12 protein-coding genes and 1 tRNA gene are annotated in these 18,384 nt (G+C 73.4%); 10 read left to right on the forward strand and 3 right to left on the reverse strand.

Annotated elements, in window-relative coordinates:
• Nucleotides 1–69 precede the first annotated feature (69 nt).
• The 5 genes from ACFQTY_RS15630 (at nt 70) to ACFQTY_RS15650 (ending at nt 6,868) form a co-directional block, all read left to right on the forward strand.
• The gene (locus tag ACFQTY_RS15630) at nt 70–774 is read left to right on the forward strand and encodes a TetR/AcrR family transcriptional regulator (RefSeq protein WP_378102254.1); all 705 of its coding nucleotides are present in this window, start codon (nt 70–72) and stop codon (nt 772–774) included.
• A gap of 63 nt (nt 775–837) precedes the next feature.
• A complete protein-coding gene (locus ACFQTY_RS15635; RefSeq protein ID WP_378102257.1) occupies nt 838–2,577 on the forward strand; it encodes an ABC transporter ATP-binding protein in 1,740 nt (579 codons plus the stop codon).
• 50 nt (nt 2,578–2,627) lie between these two features.
• Nucleotides 2,628–4,553 carry an ABC transporter ATP-binding protein gene (locus ACFQTY_RS15640; protein ID WP_378102442.1) on the forward strand — a complete coding sequence of 642 codons (1,926 nt, stop codon included), beginning with the start codon at nt 2,628–2,630 and terminating at the stop codon, nt 4,551–4,553.
• A 104-nt stretch (nt 4,554–4,657) separates the two neighbouring features.
• Complete coding sequence (locus ACFQTY_RS15645; RefSeq protein WP_378102259.1) at nt 4,658–6,016, forward strand: MFS transporter; 1,359 nt, start codon at nt 4,658–4,660, stop codon at nt 6,014–6,016.
• Nucleotides 6,017–6,028: 12 nt separating this feature from the next.
• Nucleotides 6,029–6,868: a TrmH family RNA methyltransferase gene (locus ACFQTY_RS15650; RefSeq protein WP_378102262.1), complete on the forward strand. Its 840-nt coding sequence runs from the start codon at nt 6,029–6,031 to the stop codon at nt 6,866–6,868.
• Between the two features lie 66 nt (nt 6,869–6,934).
• Here ACFQTY_RS15650 and ACFQTY_RS15655 read toward each other — a convergent pair whose 3' ends face one another.
• On the reverse strand, nt 6,935–7,501 hold the full coding sequence (locus ACFQTY_RS15655; protein WP_378102264.1) for a YbaK/EbsC family protein: 567 nt from the start codon (nt 7,499–7,501) through the stop codon (nt 6,935–6,937).
• 22 nt (nt 7,502–7,523) lie between these two features.
• Nucleotides 7,524–8,066, reverse strand: a complete 543-nt coding sequence (locus ACFQTY_RS15660; RefSeq protein ID WP_291762579.1) for a YbhB/YbcL family Raf kinase inhibitor-like protein — start codon at nt 8,064–8,066, stop codon at nt 7,524–7,526.
• A 190-nt stretch (nt 8,067–8,256) separates the two neighbouring features.
• Between ACFQTY_RS15660 and ACFQTY_RS15665 the strand changes: the two genes are divergently transcribed.
• Genes ACFQTY_RS15665 through dnaE form a run of 3 tightly spaced genes read left to right on the forward strand, consistent with a single transcriptional unit; the run spans nt 8,257 to nt 14,226 of the window.
• Nucleotides 8,257–9,060, forward strand: a complete 804-nt coding sequence (locus ACFQTY_RS15665; protein WP_378102267.1) for a hypothetical protein — start codon at nt 8,257–8,259, stop codon at nt 9,058–9,060.
• Complete coding sequence (locus tag ACFQTY_RS15670; protein WP_378102270.1) at nt 9,057–10,796, forward strand: DNA polymerase Y family protein; 1,740 nt, start codon at nt 9,057–9,059, stop codon at nt 10,794–10,796. The genes ACFQTY_RS15665 and ACFQTY_RS15670 overlap by 4 nt, the downstream gene beginning before the upstream one ends.
• Nucleotides 10,789–14,226 (forward strand): DNA polymerase III subunit alpha, encoded by a 3,438-nt coding sequence (gene dnaE / locus ACFQTY_RS15675; RefSeq protein WP_378102272.1) that lies wholly within the window; start codon nt 10,789–10,791, stop codon nt 14,224–14,226. The genes ACFQTY_RS15670 and dnaE overlap by 8 nt, the downstream gene beginning before the upstream one ends.
• A gap of 64 nt (nt 14,227–14,290) precedes the next feature.
• Here dnaE and ACFQTY_RS15680 read toward each other — a convergent pair whose 3' ends face one another.
• Nucleotides 14,291–15,538, reverse strand: a complete 1,248-nt coding sequence (locus ACFQTY_RS15680) for an AI-2E family transporter (RefSeq protein WP_378102275.1) — start codon at nt 15,536–15,538, stop codon at nt 14,291–14,293.
• A 144-nt stretch (nt 15,539–15,682) separates the two neighbouring features.
• Here ACFQTY_RS15680 and ACFQTY_RS15685 point away from each other — a divergent pair.
• Both ACFQTY_RS15685 and ACFQTY_RS15690 read left to right on the forward strand, forming a co-directional pair.
• Nucleotides 15,683–15,766, forward strand: a tRNA-Leu gene (locus ACFQTY_RS15685).
• Between the two features lie 226 nt (nt 15,767–15,992).
• Nucleotides 15,993–18,365: a hypothetical protein gene (locus ACFQTY_RS15690; protein WP_378102277.1), complete on the forward strand. Its 2,373-nt coding sequence runs from the start codon at nt 15,993–15,995 to the stop codon at nt 18,363–18,365.
• Nucleotides 18,366–18,384 lie beyond the last annotated feature (19 nt).

Below are 18,384 nucleotides of genomic sequence, written 5' to 3' on the forward strand. Positions count from 1 at the left end.
CTCGCGGCCGAGGAGCAAGGTGACCTGAGAGGTTGCTGAGTGAGTGCTCACTCACTTAGTGTGACCGGCATGACCTCTGCAGAGCCGCACGCGACCGGGCCGGCCGTCGAGCGGAACCGCCCGCGCCGCGCCGCGCCGCTCCCGCCCGACGAGCGGCGGCAGGCGATCCTGCGAGCCGTGCTGCCGGTGGTCCGCGAGCGCGGGGCGGACGTGACCACACGGGAGCTCGCCGAGGCGGCCGGCGTGGCCGAGGGGACGCTGTTCCGGGTGTTCGAGGACAAGGCGAGCCTGGTGCGGGAGGCCGTCGGTGCCGCGGTGGACCCCTCCGACCTCTTCGAGCTCATGGACGGGATGGATCTCGGCACCCCGCTGGAGGACCGGCTCGACGTGCTCGTCTCGTCGTGGCTGCGCCGGATGCAGGACGTCATGCTCTGGATGACCCTGCTGCACCAGCTCCGGAAGGAGGTGGCCGGCCTGCACGGCGACGGGCCGCACGGGCACCAGGAGTGGGCGCGCCGCCAGGGCGAGTTCGCCACGGGCTTCCGCGAGCGCCTGCGCCGGCTGCTGGAGCCCGAGGCGGACCGGCTCGCTCAGCCGGTGCCGATCGCCGCCGGCCTGCTGGAGGTCGCCCTGATCGGCGCCGCGGCGCGGACCGCCGGCGCCGCCCGCACGGGTCAGCACGTGGACCCGCTGCCCACCGAGGCCCTCGTGGAGTTCGTCCTGAACGGCATCCTCACCTGCCCGGGCCGCGCGCGGCCCGCTCCTCGGCCCTGACCGAGCACCGCACCACCCCGACCCAGCCCGCACGGCACAGCCCATACCCAGGGGGAGTCCTGCATGTTGATCCGACTGCTCCGCGAGCACCTGCGTCCCTACCGGGGCGCGGCCGTCGCGGTGCTGCTGCTCCAGGTGGCCCAGGTGGTCGCCACGCTCTACCTGCCCTCGCTCAACGCCGACATCATCGACAACGGCGTCGCGAAGGGTGACACCCACGAGATCTGGCGGCTCGGCCTCATCATGGTCGCCGTCAGCCTCGCCCAGGTCGTCTGCTCGATCGGCGCCGTGTACTACGGCGCCCGGACCGCGATGGCGCTCGGCCGGGACCTGCGCGGACGGCTGTTCGCGCAGGTGCAGTCCTTCTCGCAGCAGGAGATGGGCAAGTTCGGCGCCCCGACGCTGATCACCCGCACCACCAACGACGTGCAGCAGGTGCAGATGGTGGTGCTGATGTCGTTCACGCTCATGCTGATGGCCCCGATCATGCTGGTCGGCGGCGTGATCATGGCGCTGCGGCAGGACGTGGTGCTGTCCGGGGTGCTGCTCGTGGTGGTGCCCGTGCTCGTCGTCATCGTCGCGCTGATCGTCAGCCGGATGGTGCCGTACTTCCGGCAGATGCAGGGCCGGATCGACGCGATCAACCGCGTGATGCGGGAGCAGCTGACCGGCGTCCGGGTGATCCGGGCGTTCGTCCGCGAGCGCCGCGAGGCGGAGCGGTTCGACGTGGCCAACACCAACCTGTTCGAGGCCTCGCTGCGCACCGGCCTGCTGATGGCGCTGATGTTCCCCGTGGTGATGTTCGTGATGAACGCGACCACCGTGTCGGTGCAGTGGTTCGGTGCCCGGCGGATCGATGCGGGCGACATGCAGATCGGCGCCCTGACCGCCTTCATCACCTACATCATGTTCATCCTGATGGCGGTGATGATGAGCTCGTTCATGTTCGTCATGATCCCCAGGGCGATGGTCTCGGCCGAGCGGATCGCCGAGGTGGTCGACACCCCGACCACCGTGGTGCCGCCCCTCGTGCCGGTCCCGCTCCCGGGCGGGGTCGCCGGACGGCGCCTCGAGCTGCGGGACGTGGAGTTCCGCTACCCGGGCGCGGAGGACGCGGTGCTCCAGGGCGTCGATCTGGTGGCGGAGCCCGGGCAGACGACGGCGATCATCGGGTCGACCGGCTCGGGCAAGACGACGCTGCTCAACCTGGTGCCGCGGCTGTACGACGTCACGGGTGGCCGCGTGCTGATCGGTGGGGTCGACGTGCGCGACCTCGCGGCCGACCAGCTGTGGGGGCAGATCGGCCTCGTGCCGCAGAAGCCCTACCTGTTCTCGGGCACGGTGCGCTCCAACCTGCAGTTCGGCACGCCGGACGCCGACGACGACGCCCTCTGGCACGCCCTCGAGGTGGCGCAGGCGCGCGACTTCGTCGAGGCGCTCGAGGGTGGTCTGGACGCGCCGATCGCGCAGGGCGGCACCAACGTGTCGGGCGGGCAGCGACAACGGCTCGCGATCGCCAGGGCCCTGGTGCGACGACCGGGCATCTACCTGTTCGACGACTCGTTCTCCGCGCTCGACTACGCGACGGACGCGGCGCTGCGGACGGCGCTCGTGCCGGAGACGCAGGACGCGACCGTGCTCGTCGTCGCGCAGCGGGTGGCCACCATCCGCAACGCGGACCGGATCGTCGTCATGGACGAAGGACGGGTCGTGGGCGTCGGGACGCACTCCGAGCTGCTGGAGGGCAACCCGACCTACCAGGAGATCGTGTACTCCCAGCTGAGCGTGGAGGAGGCGGCGTGAGCGGGCAGACGCAGGACCGGGCGCCCGTGGCACCGCCGCGGCGCGGGCCGATGGGCGGGCACGGCCCGATGGGGATGGGCATGCCGGGGGAGAAGTCGAAGGACTTCGGCAGCTCGGCGAAGCGGCTCGCGCGGCGGCTCGGGCCCGAGCGGGTGCGGCTGACCGGCGTGATCGTCCTCGGCGTGCTGTCCGTCGCGGCCGCCGTCGCAGGCCCCAAGCTGCTGGGCCGTGCGACCAACGTGATCTTCGAGGGGCTCGTCGGACGCCGCCTGCCCGCCGGGGTGAGCAAGGAGCAGGCCGTCGCCGCCCTGCGTGCGCAAGGGCAGGGCAAGGTCGCGGACATGCTGGCGGCGATGACGCACGTCGTGCCGGGCCAGGGCGTCGACTTCACGAGGCTGGGCAAGATCCTCGTCGTCGTCATGGCGGTCTACGTCGCCTCGTTCCTGTTCGGCTGGGTGCAGGGCCGGCTGACCGCGCGGATCGTGCAGAACACCGTGCTGAGGATGCGCGCGGACGTGGAGAGCAAGCTCTCCCGGCTGCCGCTGTCGTACTTCGACAAGCAGCCGCGCGGCGAGCTGCTGTCCCGGGTGACCAACGACATCGACAATGTCGCGCAGACGATGCAGCAGACGCTGTCGCAGCTGATCACCTCGGTGCTCACGGTGGTCGGCGTGCTGGTGATGATGCTGACCATCTCGTGGCAGCTGACGCTCATCGCGCTGGTCACCATCCCGCTGACCATCGGCATCGCCGGCGCGATCGCCGCGCGGTCCAAGCCGCAGTTCATCCAGCAGTGGCGGTGGACCGGCGAGCTGAACGCCCACATCGAGGAGATGTTCACCGGCCACGCGCTGGTCACGGTGTTCGGTCGGCAGAAGGAGGCGGCCGCGACGTTCGAGGACCGCAACGGCAAGTTGTTCGACTCCTCGTTCCGGGCACAGTTCATCTCCGGGATCATCCAGCCGGCCCTCGGGTTCGTCGCGAACCTCAACTACCTGCTGGTGGCCGTGGTCGGGGCGCTGCGCATCACGTCCGGCGCGATGACGCTGGGCGACGTCCAGGCCTTCATCCAGTACAGCCGGCAGTTCAGCCAGCCGATCACGCAGATCGCCTCGATGGCGAACCTGCTGCAGTCCGGCGTCGCGTCGGCCGAGCGGGTGTTCGAGCTGCTGGACGCGCCGGAGCAGGGGCCCGACCCGGTCCCCGCTGCGACGCTGCCGACGCCGGTGCGCGGCCGGGTGGCCTTCGAGCACGTGTCCTTCCGGTACGACCCGGAGACGCCGTTGATCGACGACCTGTCCCTGGTGGCGGAGCCGGGTCAGACGATCGCGATCGTCGGCCCGACGGGCGCCGGCAAGACGACGCTGGTCAACCTGCTGATGCGGTTCTACGAGGTGGACGGCGGGCGGATCACGCTCGACGGAGTGGACACCCGGACGCTGACGCGGGACGAGCTGCGCTCGCAGATGGGCATGGTGCTGCAGGACACCTGGCTGTACGAGGGGACGATCGAGGACAACATCGGCTACGGCGTGGACTCCGCGACGCACGAGCAGGTGGTGGAGGCGGCGGCCGCCACGCACGTCGACCGGTTCGTGCGGACCCTGCCCGACGGCTACGCGACGACGATCGACGACGAGGGCGGCACGGTCTCCGCCGGTGAGAAGCAGCTGCTGACCATCGCACGGGCGTTCCTGTCCGACCCGACGATCCTGATCCTCGACGAGGCGACCAGCTCGGTGGACACCCGCACGGAGGTGCTGGTGCAGCACGCGATGAACGCGCTGCGCGCCGGGCGGACGTCGTTCGTCATCGCGCACCGGCTGTCGACCATCCGGGACGCCGACCTGATCCTGGTGATGGAGCACGGCGCCATCGTCGAGCAGGGCAGCCACGAGGAGCTCCTCGCGGCAGGCGGCGCCTACGCCCGGCTGTACGCCAGCCAGTTCGCGGCGGCGACCAGTCCGGTCGACTGACGCCGTCACGGTGGACGCGAGAGGGGCCCGGTCGGCGGACCGGGTCCCTCTCGCGCGTCCGCCAGGGATGTGGGCGCCGGCGCGCGGGGCACTAGGCTGCCCGCGTGGCAGTCGCATCGTTTCGACCTGAGGACGGGACGGTCCCTCGCCTGCGTCGCGACCGGCTGACGGTCACGCTCTACGGCTCGTTCGTCACGTGGGGCTGGCTGCTGTACAGCTTCAACCCGAGCGTGCCGCTGCTGGCCCACGAGCGCGGGCTCAGCTCGGCGCAGGCCGGCCTGCACGGCACCGCGATGGCGCTCGGCGGGCTGGTGGCGGCCGTGCTGGCACCGCGCTCGGTCCAGTGGTGGGGGCGGCGCACCGCCGTCGTGGCGGCCGGGGTGACCGTTGCCGTCGGCGTCGTCGGGCTGGTGCTGGGGCCGGCGCTGGTGTGGACGCTGCTGGCGATGCTGGTCCTGGCGACGGGCGGCAACGTGCTGATCGCGTCGAGCCAGGTGGGTCTGGCCCTGCGGCACGGACGGGTGGCGACGGCGGCGATCACCGAGGCGAACGGCGTGGGATCCGGGGTGGGGCTGTTCGGTCCGCTCGCCGTCGGTGCCGCGGTGGCAGTCGGCTGGGGATGGCGGCCGGCCGTGCTGGTCACCGCCGGGATCGCCCTGGCGGGAGCGGTCTTCGTGCTCCGGTTGCCGAGCTCCGCCGCGCTCAGCACGCGCGGCTCGCGGTCCAGGGCGCCGTCGTCGGACGGGCCCGTGCTCCCGCTCACCGCACCGGTGCCGGTGGCGGTCGGAGCGGAGGCCGGGGCGCTGGACGAGGAGACCTTGCTGCTGACCCACGACGAGCCGGCGGTGCTGCCGAGCTCGGCCGTGCTGCCGCCGAGCGCCGTCCCGCACGTGCGCTACCGCCCGGCGGCGGCCGCGCTGCTCTTCATCGTCTCCCTGGTGGCCGCCATCGCCATCGAGAACGCGACGACCTACTGGGCCACCGCCCTGCTGATCGACCGCACCGGCGCCCGTGCCGGCATCGCGACGGCTGCCACCGCCGGGCTGGTCGCGGGCATGACGGCGACGAGGTTCGTCGTCGGGCCCCTGTCGCTGCGGATGCGGCCTGCGGTGCTGCTGACCGGTGCCTTCCTGGTGGCGATCGCCGGCTGGGCCGTGGTGTGGAGCACGACGTCGACCGCGGTCGCGATGGCGGGACTGGTGCTGGCGGGACTCGGGTACGGAGCGCAGTACCCGCTGTCGATCGCGTTGATGCTCGGTGCGTCGCCCGGCCACGGTGACCGGGTGCAGGGCTACGCCACCCTCGCGGGCGGCGCCGCGATCGGGGTGGCCCCCTTGCTGCTCGGTGCGCTGGCCGACGCCTTCGGCATGCACACGGCCTTCGTCATCGTCCCGCTGCTGGCCTGCGCCGGGGCAGTCGCCGCGGCGCTGGGCGGCCGTGCGCTGCGTAGGGCCGAGGGCTGACAGGATCACGGTGTGCTGCACCCGGAGCTGCTGACCGTCGAGGACCCCGCCGATCCACGGCTGGACGACTACGTCTCCTTGACCGACGTCGCGCTGCGGTCCCGGCACGAGCCGGCCAAGGGGCTGTACATCGCGGAGAGCTCGACGGTGCTGGCCCGGGCGCTGGCCGCCGGGCACCGGCCCCGCTCCGTGCTGGCCGCGCCGCGGTGGGTGCCGGAGGTCGAGCGGATGCTCGCGGACGCGCCCGGCGCTGCGGATGCCGCGGTGCCGGTGTACGTCGCCGCCGAGCCCGTGCTGGAGGCGATCACCGGGTTCCACGTGCACCGGGGGGCGCTCGCCGCGATGCACCGCCCGCCGTTGCCCACCGTGGACGACGTGGTGGCGGGTGCGCGCCGGGTGGCGGTGCTCGAGGACATCGTCGACCACACCAACGTCGGTGCGGCGTTCCGCTCGGCCGCCGCGCTGGGGGTCGACGCGGTGCTGGTCACCCCGCGGTGCGCCGACCCGCTGTACCGGCGGTCGGTGCGGGTGTCGATGGGGACGGTGTTCCAGGTGCCGTGGACGCGGGTCGACCCGTGGCCGGACGGTGTCGCCGCGTTGCGGGCCGCCGGCTTCGTCACGGCGGCGCTGGCGCTGGACGACTCCGCGATCAGCCTCGACGAGCTGGTGGCGGACCCACCGGACCGGCTCGCCATGGTGCTCGGTGCCGAGGGGGACGGGCTGAAGGCGCGCACCGTCGCGGCGTGCGACCTGGTGGTGCGCATCCCGATGGCGGGCGGGGTGGACTCGTTGAACGTCGCGGCCGCGGCGGCCGTGGCGTTCTGGGCGACGCGGGTCGGACGTCCGGCGTAGCGACCCCGCCGCCCGTCCGGATCCGCACGCCGGTAGGGCGAGCGGGTGCCGCGGTGCCCGTGGGGCTCAGCCGAGGGCGAGCCCGTCGACCACCTCGACGCCGGGAGCGGACGCCAGCAGCGCGCCCGGGAGCAGCAGCTTCGAGCGACGCAAGCCGCTGCCGATGATCACCGGCTCCCCGCTCTCGGGGTGCGGCTGCTGCACCGACGCGTCAACGAGCACGCGGTACTCGGGCGGCAGGCCGAGAGGCGTGATGCCGCCGTACTCCATCCCGGAGTCGGCCACCGCCCGGTCCATCGGGAGGAACGAGGCCTTGCGCACGTCGAGCAGCCGCTTCACGGCGTTGTTCACGTCGGCACGGGTGGTGGCGCGCACGGCCGCCGCCGCGATGCGCTCGTCGCCCGCGCGCCGTCCGGCCACGAGCACGCAGTTCACCGACGCGGAGAGCGGCAGGCCGTACGCCTCGGTCATGGCGGCGGTGTCCGCCAGGTCGGGGTCGATCTCGGCGACCCGGACCTCGTCCGCGACCTCGGGACGCGTCGACGCCCAGGACGTGAGGGCCGCGGCCGTCGAGGGTGCGAGCAGGTCGGGTCGGTCCAGGGCGCGCAGCCAGGTGAGCGAGACGGTGGCCATGGCGGGAGGGTAGCCGCCCGGTTCAGCGCTGGTAGGTGCCGACCAGGACGGCACGGGCGATCGTGTGGAACACGAGCGCGCAGCTGGCGGCACCGGGCGGGGTGTCGGCCGCGAGGCCGAGGTCGGCAGTGTCCAGCGCGTGCACGACGAAGTAGTAGCGGTGCACCTGGTCACCGGGCGGTGGGGCGGCACCGACGTACCCGGGGACACCGTCGTCACCACGCAGCTGGATCGCGCCGGAGGGGAGGCCGTGGCCGTCAGGACGGCCCGCGCCGCGGTCGAGAGACGTGACGTCGGCCGGCACGCCGAGCACGGTCCAGTGCCACCAGCCGGCGACGCCCGGGGCGTCGGGGTCGAAGCAGCTGACGGCGAAGGCGGCGGTCTCCGGTGGGAAGCCGGACCAGCTCAGCTGCGGCGAGACGTTGTCGCCACGAGGGGTGTTGGTCGCGGCGTCGGGCAGTCGGGCGCCGTCGGTGACGTCGTCCGAGCGCAGCGTGAACGCCGGGACCTGCGGGAGGAGGGCGTAGGGATCGGGCGCGACGGGCCGGTTCAGGGAGAGTGCCACGGTCCCATGGTGGCCGGTCGGTGGACGGTCCGCGCGGTGGCGCGGCGTCGGGGCGTCGGGGGTGTCCACAGGGGCTGAGCAGGCGGATTGACACCCAGGTCGGGACGGCGTGTACTGGTGCTGTTCGAACACACGTTCGAACGCATGACCGGCTGCAGTGCTGCACGCGGTCGGGAGGAGGAATTCTGACATGCCAGTCGCCCAGGATCGCGAGGAGCGGGCGGCTCGGGCCCGCGCCGCGCTGGCGAGGGCGGAGCTGCGCACCGGTGCGCGCAGCGTGCTCGGCATCGGTGGCGGGGTCGCGGCCGACGACGAGGGCCGTCCCGTGCAGCCGACGGCCTCGTTGCTCACCACCGAACGGCCACCGATGGACGTTCCTGCGGAGCTGGCGCCGGTGCTCCCCGGCGGCCTGCGCCGCGGCGACACCACGGTGGTGACGGGGTCGACCTCCCTGGTGCTGACGATGCTGGCGCACGCCTGCCGGCACGGGGCGTGGGCGGCTGCGGTGGGACGGCCGGACCTGGGGCTGCTCGCTGCCGCGCAGGCGGGGGTGGACCTCGCGCGTCTCGCGATGGTGCCGGACCCGGGAGCACAGGCGGCGACGGTGGTGGCGGCGCTGCTCGACGGGATCGACGTGGTGGTCGTCGGAGCGGCGGCGGTGCTCACCGACACCGAGCGGCGGCAGCTGTCGGCTCGCGCCCGGGAGCGCGGCACCGTGCTGCTGCCCACCTGTGCCTGGCCGGGCGCGAGCACCGTGCTCTCCGTGCGCGAGCTCGGCTGGACGGGTGTCGGGGCCGGCGAGGGTCGTCTGCGCTCGCACCGGCTGCGGGTGCAGCGCTCCGGACGTGGTGGGGCCGCGGTGCCGCGCTCGCTGGACGTGGTGCTGCCGCTGGGCGCGCCCGATCCGGACGGGCCGGTGCCGGTGCGCAGCCCGGCCGTGGTTCCTGCGGGTGCCGGCACCGAGGAGCGGACCGACCTGAGGCTGGTCGGATGAGCACCCGGACGACGGTCGTGTGGGTGCCGGACTGGCCGGTGGTGGCAGCCGCCGCGGTCGCGCAGGTGCCGGGGCACGTGCCCGTCGCCGTGCACGACGGGCGGGCGGTGACCGCCGTGTCCGCGCTGGCACGTGCGGAAGGTGTGCGGCGGGGCATGCGCCGCCGCCAGGCGCAGGGATGCTGCCCCGAGCTGGTGCTGCTGCCCGCGGACGACGCGCGTGACGTGCGGCTGTTCGAGCCCGTGGCCGCAGCGGCGCAGACGGTGGTCGCCGGCGTCGAGGTGGCCCGGCCGGGACTGCTGCTGCTGCCGGCCGGTGGGGCCAGCCGCTACCACGGCTCGGAGGACGTGCTGGCGGCACGGCTGGTCGACGCCGTGGCGGCCGGCACCGGGTACGAGTGCGGCGTCGGCACCGCCGACGGGCTGCTCGCCGCCGTGCTCGCCGCCCGCACCGGGGCCGTCGTGGAGCCCGGTGCCTCGCCGGTGTTCCTCGCGGCGCACGGGGTGGGTGAGCTGGTGCACGCCGCCGTCACCGACGAGCAGGCGACCGCGGTCGGCGAGCTGGTGGACCTGCTGCACCGGTTGGGGCTGCGCACGCTCGGTGAGCTGGCGGCGCTGCCCGCGGCGGCGGTGCACGCGCGGTTCGGCCGGCTCGGCAGCTGGGCGCACCTGCTGGCACGAGGCTCGGACGAGCGACCGCCGGTGCGGCACCGGCCCGAGCCGGACCTCGAGGTCAGCGCCGAGCTGGACCCCCCGCTGCACCGGGTGGACGCGGCGGCGTTCGCCGGCCGACGGCTGGCGGAGCAGCTGCACGAGGACCTGGTCAGGCGTGGCGTCAGCTGTGGACGGCTGCAGATCGCCGCACGTACCGACGAGGGTGTTGACCTGGTGCGGACCTGGCGCACCGATCTCGGCGGATGGGGCGGGCTGACGCCGGCGCGCATCACCGACCGGGTGCGCTGGCAGCTGGACGGCTGGCTGACCGCCACCGCGGTCGCCACGGCACGTGACCACGCCCGGGACCGGTACCGCGGCCGGGCGGGCACGGTGCCCGACGGCCTCGCAGAGCCCGGCAGCCAGGTGCACGGGCGATCGTGGTCGGACCGGCAGCGCGACGACGAACCGGCACCGGACCTGCCTGGGACGGACGACGACCGACCCGTGGGCCTGGTCCGACTGACCCTCACCGCGCTGGACGTCGCCGCCGCCGGCGCCGAGCAGGGGCGGCTGTGGGGTGGTCCGTCCGGCGGCGACCTGCGCGCGCACCGGGCGCTGGACCGGGCGCAGTCCCTGGTGGGCGGCAGCGGGGTGCTCACGGGGGTGCTGCAGGGCGGCCGGGACGTGCGGGAGCAGGTCCACCTGCAGCCCTGGGGCGAGCACACCGTCCCGCACCGGGCGGCGGACCTGCCGTGGCCGGGCAGGTTGCCCGAGCCGGCTCCGGCCAGCGTGCCGGCGGAGCCGGTGCCCGTGCGGCTCGCCGACCCCGCCGGTCTGGAGGTGCGGGTGGACGAGCGGGCCCGGATGAGCGGGCCACCCGCTCGGGTGCACTGGCCGACCGACGGCGCCGGGACGGTGGTGGGCTGGGCGGGGCCGTGGATGCTCACCGAGCGGTGGTGGCAGCACCCCGACCGTCCTGCGCAGGTGCGCGTCCACCTGCAGGTGACGCTCGAGGACGGCCGGGCGCTGCTCCTCGCCGGTGCGGGGGACGGCTGGGTGTGCGAGGCGACGTATGACTGAGCGGTACGCCGAGCTGCACGCCCACTCGGCGTTCAGCTTCCTGGACGGCGCCAGCCAGCCGGAGGAGCTGGCCGCCGAGGCGGCCCGGCTCGGGCTGACCGCGCTGGCGCTCACCGACCACGACGGCCTGTACGGCGTGGTGCGGTTCTCCCAGGCGGCCCGGGCCGTCGGGCTGCCGACCGTGTTCGGCGCCGAGCTGCACCTGCCGGCACCGGACGGTCGCCGCCACCCGCGCGAGCGCACCCGTGCCACCCCCGGTCGACCGGTGCTCGACCCGCCGACCGGTGTGCCGGACCCTCGGTCCACCCATCTGCTGGTGCTCGCCCGGGGACCGGACGGCTACCGGGCGCTGTCGCGGGCGATCGCCGAGGCGCACCTACGCACCGGGGTCAAGGGTGCCGCCGACCACCGGCTCGAGGAGCTGGCGGCCGTGGCGGACGGGCAGTGGCTGGTGCTCACCGGCTGCCGCAAGGGTGCGGTACGGCGGGCCCTGTCCGGAGGAGACCCGTCCGGGGTGACCGGGGTGGCGCCGGGGGGACCGGCGGCAGCCCGTGCCGAGCTCGACCGGCTGGTGGCGCTGTTCGGACGTGACAACGTCGCTGTCGAGGTCACCGCGGCCCACGACGCGTACGACGACGACCGGGCCGACGCCCTGGCCGCGCTCGCGGCCGACGTCGGCCTGCCGCTGGTCGCCACCGGCGGGGTGCACTACGCCACACCGCGCGACGGTGACCTCGCCGCCGCACTGGCCGCGGTGCGGGCACGCTCGTCGCTGGACGACCTGGACGGCTGGCTGCCCGGTGCACCCGCCGCGCACCTGCGTTCCGCGGCAGAGATGACCGTGCTGCACCGTCGGCACCCCATCGCGGTGCCGACGGCCGCGGCGCTGGCCGCCGAGTGCGCGTTCGACCTGTCCCTGGTCGCCCCGAAGCTGCCGCCGTACCCGGTGCCGCCCGGTCACACGGAGGCGAGCTGGCTGCGCGAGCTGGTGCGACGCGGGGCCGCGGAGCTGTACGGGCCGCCCGAGGCGGAGCGGGTGCCGGGCGCCTACGCCCAGCTGGAGCACGAGCTGCGCGTGATCGAGGACCTGGGGTTCCCGGGCTACTTCCTCGTCGTCTACGAGCTGGTCGACTTCTGCCACCGCAAGGGGATCCTCGCGCAGGGCCGAGGGTCGGCTGCCAACTCCGCGGTCTGCTACGCGCTGCGGATCACCGCCGTGGACGCGGTGCGGCACGGGCTGCTGTTCGAGCGGTTCCTCGCTCCCGAGCGGGACGGTCCGCCGGACATCGACGTGGACATCGAGTCGGCGCGTCGCGAGGAGGTGATCCAGCACGTCTACGCCATGCACGGGCGCACCCACGCCGCCCAGGTGGCCAACGTCATCTCCTACCGGCCGCGCTCGGCGGTGCGGGACGCGGCCCGGGCGCTGGGGTACGACGTCGGTCAGCAGGACGCCTGGAGCACGTCGATCGAACGCTGGGGGAGCCTGCGCGGACCGCAGGCTCCGAGCCCGTGGTGGACCCTGTCGCGGTCGCAGCCGGTGGCGGCCGAGGCGGTCGCCGGAACGGTGACGGCGGACGGCCACGACGTGGTCCCGGCGCAGCGGCCACCGTCGGCCGCGGAGCTGGAGGAGATCCCCGACCAGGTGATCGACCTGGCCGAGCGGTTCCTGCGGCTGCCGCGGCACCTGGGCATCCACTCGGGCGGGATGGTGATGTGCGACAGGCCGGTGATCGAGGTGTGCCCGGTGGAGTGGGCCCGGATGGAGGGCCGCACCGTGCTGCAGTGGGACAAGGAGGACTGCGCCGACGCCGGGCTGGTGAAGTTCGACCTGCTCGGCCTGGGCATGCTCACCGCCCTGCGGCTGGCGTTCACGCAGGTGCGCGAGCACGAGGGGATCGAGCTCGACCTGCACGGGCTGCCGCACGAGGACCCGGGCGTGTACCGCCTGCTGTCCGCGGCGGACACCGTCGGGGTGTTCCAGGTGGAGTCCCGCGCCCAGATGGCCACGCTGCCGCGGCTGGCGCCGAAGAGCTTCTACGACATCGTCGTCGAGGTCGCCCTGATCCGTCCCGGACCCATCCAGGGCGGATCGGTGCATCCCTACATCGAACGAGCCCGAGGACGGCAGAAGGTCGACTACCTGCACCCGCTGCTGGAACCGGCGCTGTCCAAGACGCTGGGCGTACCGCTGTTCCAGGAGCAGCTGATGCAGATGGCCATCGACGCCGCCGGGTTCAGCGCCGCGGAGGCGGACCAGCTGCGACGCGCGATGGGGTCGAAGCGGTCGATGGAGCGGATGGAGGCGTTGCACGCGCGCCTGCTGGACGGCATGGCCGAACGAGGGATCGACCGCGGGACGGGTGAGCAGATCTTCGACAAGCTCAAGGCCTTCGCCGACTTCGGGTTCCCGGAGTCGCACGCGTACTCGTTCGCCTTCCTGGTGTACGCCAGCGCGTGGCTGAAGATGTACCACCCGGCCGCGTTCTACGCGGGTCTCCTCGCGGCCCAGCCGATGGGGTTCTACTCACCGCAGAGCCTGGTGGCGGACGCGCGCCGGCACGGCCTGCAGGTGCTGCGGCCGGACGTGCAGGCATCGGACGCGCTCGCCGTGGTGGAACGGCTCGGACCCACGCCCGCGGAGGGCGAGCCGCCGCTGGTGCCGCGGCCGAGCGGCACCGACGCGATGGCCCCCGTGGGGGAGCGGATCGGTGCCGATCGCTCGTTGGCCGTCCGCCTCGGCCTGGCGTCCGTGCGGTCGGTCGGTACCGAGGTGGCCGAAGCGCTGGTCGCCGAGCGGTCGGCGAACGGCCCGTTCGCCGACCTGCGCGACCTGGTCCGTCGGGTCCGGCTCAGCACCGCCCAGCTCGAGGCGCTGGCGACCGCCGGCGCCCTCGAGTGTCTGGGGACCACCCGGCGGGAGGGACTCTGGGCGGCCGGCGCGCTGGCCCAGGAGAGCCCGGACACCCTGCCCGGGGTCAGCGTGGGCGTGACGGCCCCGACGCTGCCCGGGCTGGAGGCGGTCGAGGTGGCGACCGCCGACGTGTGGGCCACCGGTGTCTCGGTGGACTCGTACCCGACGCAGTTCGTCCGTGAGGGCCTGGACGCTGCCGGGGTGCTGCGGGTGGAGCAGGTGTACCGCGACCCGGTGCCGACCGGACGCGTGGCGGTCGCCGGCGTGGTGACCCACCGGCAGCGGCCGGGCACCGCGGGCGGGGTGACGTTCCTGTCCCTGGAGGACGAGACCGGGCTGCTCAACGTCATCTGCTCGGCGGGGCTGTGGCAACGGTTCCGCCGCGCGGCGAGGACGTCCAAGGCGCTCGTCGTGCGCGGTCGGCTGGAGCGGGCCGACGAGACGACCAACCTGGTGGCGGAGCACCTGAGCCCGTTGTCGTTGCGGGTGCGAACCGCCTCGCGGGACTTCCGGTGAGCCGCCCGCCGGCGGTCCGGCGCCCGCTGCCGGCGGTCCGGCCGCAGGACAGCGACCTGCGTCGCTACTGCTCCTTGACCGGCTCGTCGTCCTCGATGTGCTCCGCCTGCTCCACCGGACGCGCCTCGGCCTCCGCCTCCGCCTCGTCGACCATCGGCGGGTCCATCGTGCGCAGCTTGCTGAACACCGCCCAGCTCACCGCCACGAGCGGCACCGCGATCACGGCGCCGAGGATGCCGGCCGACAGCGTGCCGGTCGCAACCGCGATCGCGACGGCCACCGGGTGCAGCGACACCTGCTTGCCCATCACCAGCGGCTGGAGCACGTGGCCCTCGAACTGACCGATGCCGGCGATGCCCAGGCCGACGATGCCGGCCTGGATGGGACCGAGCGCGGCCAGCGCGACGATCATCGCCACGGCCATCGCCGTGGGCGCCCCGATCAGCGGGATGAACGCGCCCATCAGCACCAGCACGGCCAGGGGCGCCGCGAGCGGCACCTGCACCACGGTCAGCAGGATGAAGGCGAGCAGCCCGTCCACCAGGGCGATGATCACGGTGCCCCGGGTATACCCCGAGAAGGTGTACCAACCGGCCCCGCCGGCGGTCTGCCAGCTCTCGCGCACCCGGGCCGGCAGCTGGTTGAGGAACCAGGTCCACATGTCCGCGCCGCGAGCCAGGAAGAAGATCGAGCAGAAGATCGCCAGGGCCAGTGCGGTGAACACCTCCACCACCGACGTGGCGCTGGCCGCGGCCTGCCCCGCCAGCTGTCCGGCGTGGTCCTGCACCCACTTGACCCCTTGGTCGATCCACGCCGCGGTCTGTGCGTTGGTGACCTGGAACGGCAGCCGGCCGCTCTGCAGGAAGTCGATGATCTGCTGGATGCCCGTGCCGAACTGCTTCGACAGCTGCTGCCACTGGTTCGCGACGGAGTAGACGACGTACGTCAGCATCCCGACGAACACCAGGATGCCCGTCAGCAGCGAGAGCGCCGTTGCCAGACCGCGCGGCATGATGCGCGACATCGCGCTGACCAGCGGCCGCAGCACCGCGGTGAACACGAAGGCCAGGAACAGCGCGATGAACACGAGCTGCACCTTGGAGGTCGCGAAGAACACGACGGCGATGGCCGCGACCAGCACGAGCAGCCGCCACGACACCCCGGCGGCCTTCTGCAGCCAGCGCGGCGCGGTCTCGTCGTCACCGGTGACGTGCGGGTTGTGCCGGCCTCCCGCGACGCGCCGCGCAACGGGGCTGACCTGGGACGGCGGGATCCGCGGGCCCCGGTCGCCGGTGCTCGTGCTGTCCGTCATGAACCCCCCTGGAGGTGCGCCGAGGCTCTGCGCGGCCGGCTGCGATGCCGCAAGTCTGCACCGCCCTCCGGATGCGGGGGCGGCAGACGCTCCGTGCTATCTTTACCGCCGCACCCGGGCGCCGAGCGCTCGAGGTGTCCACCTGTCCGGGTGGCGGAATGGCAGACGCGCTAGCTTGAGGTGCTAGTGCCCGTATAGGGCGTGGGGGTTCAAGTCCCCCTCCGGACACTCGTTGAGACAGCGACCATCAAGGGCCTGAACCGCGCCACGTGCCGGTCCAGGCCCTTCGTGGTTCCGGCACGCCGCCCCGCCTCGCCTCGCCCGGGCCGGCCGCCGCGCCGCCCGTGCGTCCCCAGGCGTTCACCTCCCGCCTGTTCACTTCTGCCCGTTTCGGTGCGACCGTGGGCGGCGTCGTGTGCAGTAACGGCCCCTCTTGCTGGATGAGGAGACACCTGTGACTCGCGTCTCGAAGCATCGGATCGTCTCGGCCGCCATGGCGGCGGTCGCTGGGCTGGCGCTCGTCGCGCCGGTCACCTCGGCGTCGGCGGCGCCGCCCGCCCCGGCCGACGAGCGGCGCCCCGCGGTGGCGTCGGGCTGCGACCTGGGCAACGGCGTCAAGCACGTCGTCAGCCTGGTCTTCGACAACGTGCACCTCGCGCGGGACAACCCGGACGTCCCCTCGGACCTCGAGCAGATGCCGCACCTGATGGCCTTCCTGCAGGGCAACGGCACGCTCATGTCCAACGTGCACACGCCCCTGATCGCCCACACGGCCGACGACTCGTTGTCGATCTACACCGGTCTGTACGGGGACCGTCACGGGCAGCCGGTGACCAACTCGTACCGGACCTACAACCCGGACGGCAGCAGCGACCCGGCGGGTTCCTTCGCCTACTGGACCAGCCCCGTGTACGACACCGCGCCGACACCGTCGCCGGGTCACGACACCACTCCGACGATGGTGTACTCCGACACCCCGGGCTCGACCGGCACGAGCCGGCAGACACCCGCCCCGTGGGCGGCGTTCACCAAGGCCGGCTGCTCCGTCGGCGACTTCTCGACGGCGAACATGGTCCTGGAGAACACCAAGCTGGACCTGCCGACCGTCTTCGGCGCCGGTTCGCCGGAGGTCGCGCAGTACACCGCGAACCCCGACAGCTACAAGAACCAGGAGACGGCGGACTACGTCGGCGTCGCCCTGCACTGCGCATCGGGTGACCGGCTGTGCGCGGATGCGACGGCCGTGAAGTACGGCCAGACGGCACCGTCCCCGAGCGCCGTCGCCGACACGCTGCCCACCGAGCCAGGCGGGTACGCCGGCTTCAGCGCGCTGTTCGGGCACAAGTACGTGGCGCCGGTGCTCGGCGCGGGCACGGCGAACCTGACGAGCCACGGCTACCCCGTCACGGACTCGCAGGGCCGTCTGACCGACCTGGACGGCAACGCCCTGATCAACCAGTACTCCCACACGCCGGGGTTCCCCGGCTTCAACCCGACGGCTACCCAGTCGCTGGCCTACTTGGCCGACATGCTCGAGGCTGGCGTCCCGGTCACCTACGGCTACATCTCGGACCTGCACGAGCGGAAGCCGGGGACCACCGGTTGCACCACCGCGACCGCGACGGCCGCCGGCAAGCCCGTCGGACCGGGTGACGCCTGCTACGTGGCCAACGCCAAGGCCTACGACGCGGCGTTCGCGACGTTCTTCGACAGGCTGACAAAGGACGGCATCACCAAGGACAACACGCTGTTCCTGATCAGCTCGGAGGAGAACGACCAGTTCGCCGGCGCCAACGTGGGGCGCGCGACGGTCCCGACGCCCGCCGGGTGCGACGGGGTCACGGTCCCGTGCACGTACGCCGCCGGTCAGATCGGCGAGCTCCAGACCAACATCAAGGCCTTGCTCTCGACGACCGCAAGCGCCGGCACGCCGTTCCAGATCGAGCCGCAGGGTGCGTCGATCTACGTCGACGGCCGTCCGTCGCCGTCGGCGCCGGCCGTGCGGCAGCTCCAGCGGGACACCGCCGCGATGACGGCGGACAACCCGTACAGCGGCGCGACCGGTCAGAAGATCGTCACGTACCAGGCCGGCGCCGTGGAGCAGCGGATCCTGCACATGCAGACCGCCGACACGCTGCGCACCCCGACGTACTCCCTGTTCCCGGTGCCGGACTACTACTTCTCCACGACCGGTCCGAACGTGAGCATCAACCCGAGCTACGCCTACGACCACGGGTACTACTCACCGAACATCGACATCACGTGGGCCGGTCTGGTCGGTCCCGGCGTCGCGGCCAAGGGTCTGGACGGCCCGGCCCCGGCCGACGGCAACCAGGCGCACGACCCGAACTCCACCCGGACGGTGCCGCAGGCGAGCACGGTGGGCACGTGGGTCGAGGAGGTGGACCTGCGCCCCACCCTGATGTACCTCGCCGGCCTGCATGACGCCTACACCAGTGACGGGCGGGTGATCTCCGAGCTGCTGTCGCACCCGACCACGGCGCTCGTGGCGACGCAGGGGCTGGCGTCCGCCTACCACGCGATCAACTCGTCGGTCGGCCCGCTCGCCACGCTCACGCTGAAGGCCGACTCGGCCGCGCTGGCCAGCGGCTCGGCGACCGACGACGCCCGCTACCAGGCGACGGAGGCGGCACTCACCCGGATCCTGCGGGAGCGTGACGCACTGGCGACGCAGATGAAGGCGGTGCTGGACGCGGCGGCGCGCGGGGAGGACCGCGCCCGGGGGCCCGAGCTGGCGTTCGGCACGTCGCGGAGCCTCATGGCCCGCGCGGACAACCTCCTGCGGGAGGTGGACCGGCTCGGCTGAGACGGTCCGGGAGGCGCGG

This window comes from Cellulomonas sp. T2.31MG-18 (genome assembly GCF_964266755.1).
Taxonomy (GTDB): domain Bacteria; phylum Actinomycetota; class Actinomycetes; order Actinomycetales; family Cellulomonadaceae; genus Cellulomonas.

Bases quoted from the DNA above. Each gene is read 5' to 3' on its own strand.
- ACFQTY_RS15630 (WP_378102254.1), top strand. From the start codon at position 70: ATGACCTCTGCAGAGCCGCACGCGACCGGGCCGGCCGTCGAGCGGAAC.
- ACFQTY_RS15665 (WP_378102267.1), top strand. From the start codon at position 8,257: ATGCCAGTCGCCCAGGATCGCGAGGAGCGGGCGGCTCGGGCCCGCGCC.
- ACFQTY_RS15680 (WP_378102275.1), bottom strand. From the start codon at position 15,538: ATGACGGACAGCACGAGCACCGGCGACCGGGGCCCGCGGATCCCGCCG.
- ACFQTY_RS15640 (WP_378102442.1), top strand. From the start codon at position 2,628: ATGGGCGGGCACGGCCCGATGGGGATGGGCATGCCGGGGGAGAAGTCG.
- ACFQTY_RS15655 (WP_378102264.1), bottom strand. From the start codon at position 7,501: ATGGCCACCGTCTCGCTCACCTGGCTGCGCGCCCTGGACCGACCCGAC.
- ACFQTY_RS15670 (WP_378102270.1), top strand. From the start codon at position 9,057: ATGAGCACCCGGACGACGGTCGTGTGGGTGCCGGACTGGCCGGTGGTG.
- ACFQTY_RS15635 (WP_378102257.1), top strand. From the start codon at position 838: ATGTTGATCCGACTGCTCCGCGAGCACCTGCGTCCCTACCGGGGCGCG.
- dnaE (WP_378102272.1), top strand. From the start codon at position 10,789: ATGACTGAGCGGTACGCCGAGCTGCACGCCCACTCGGCGTTCAGCTTC.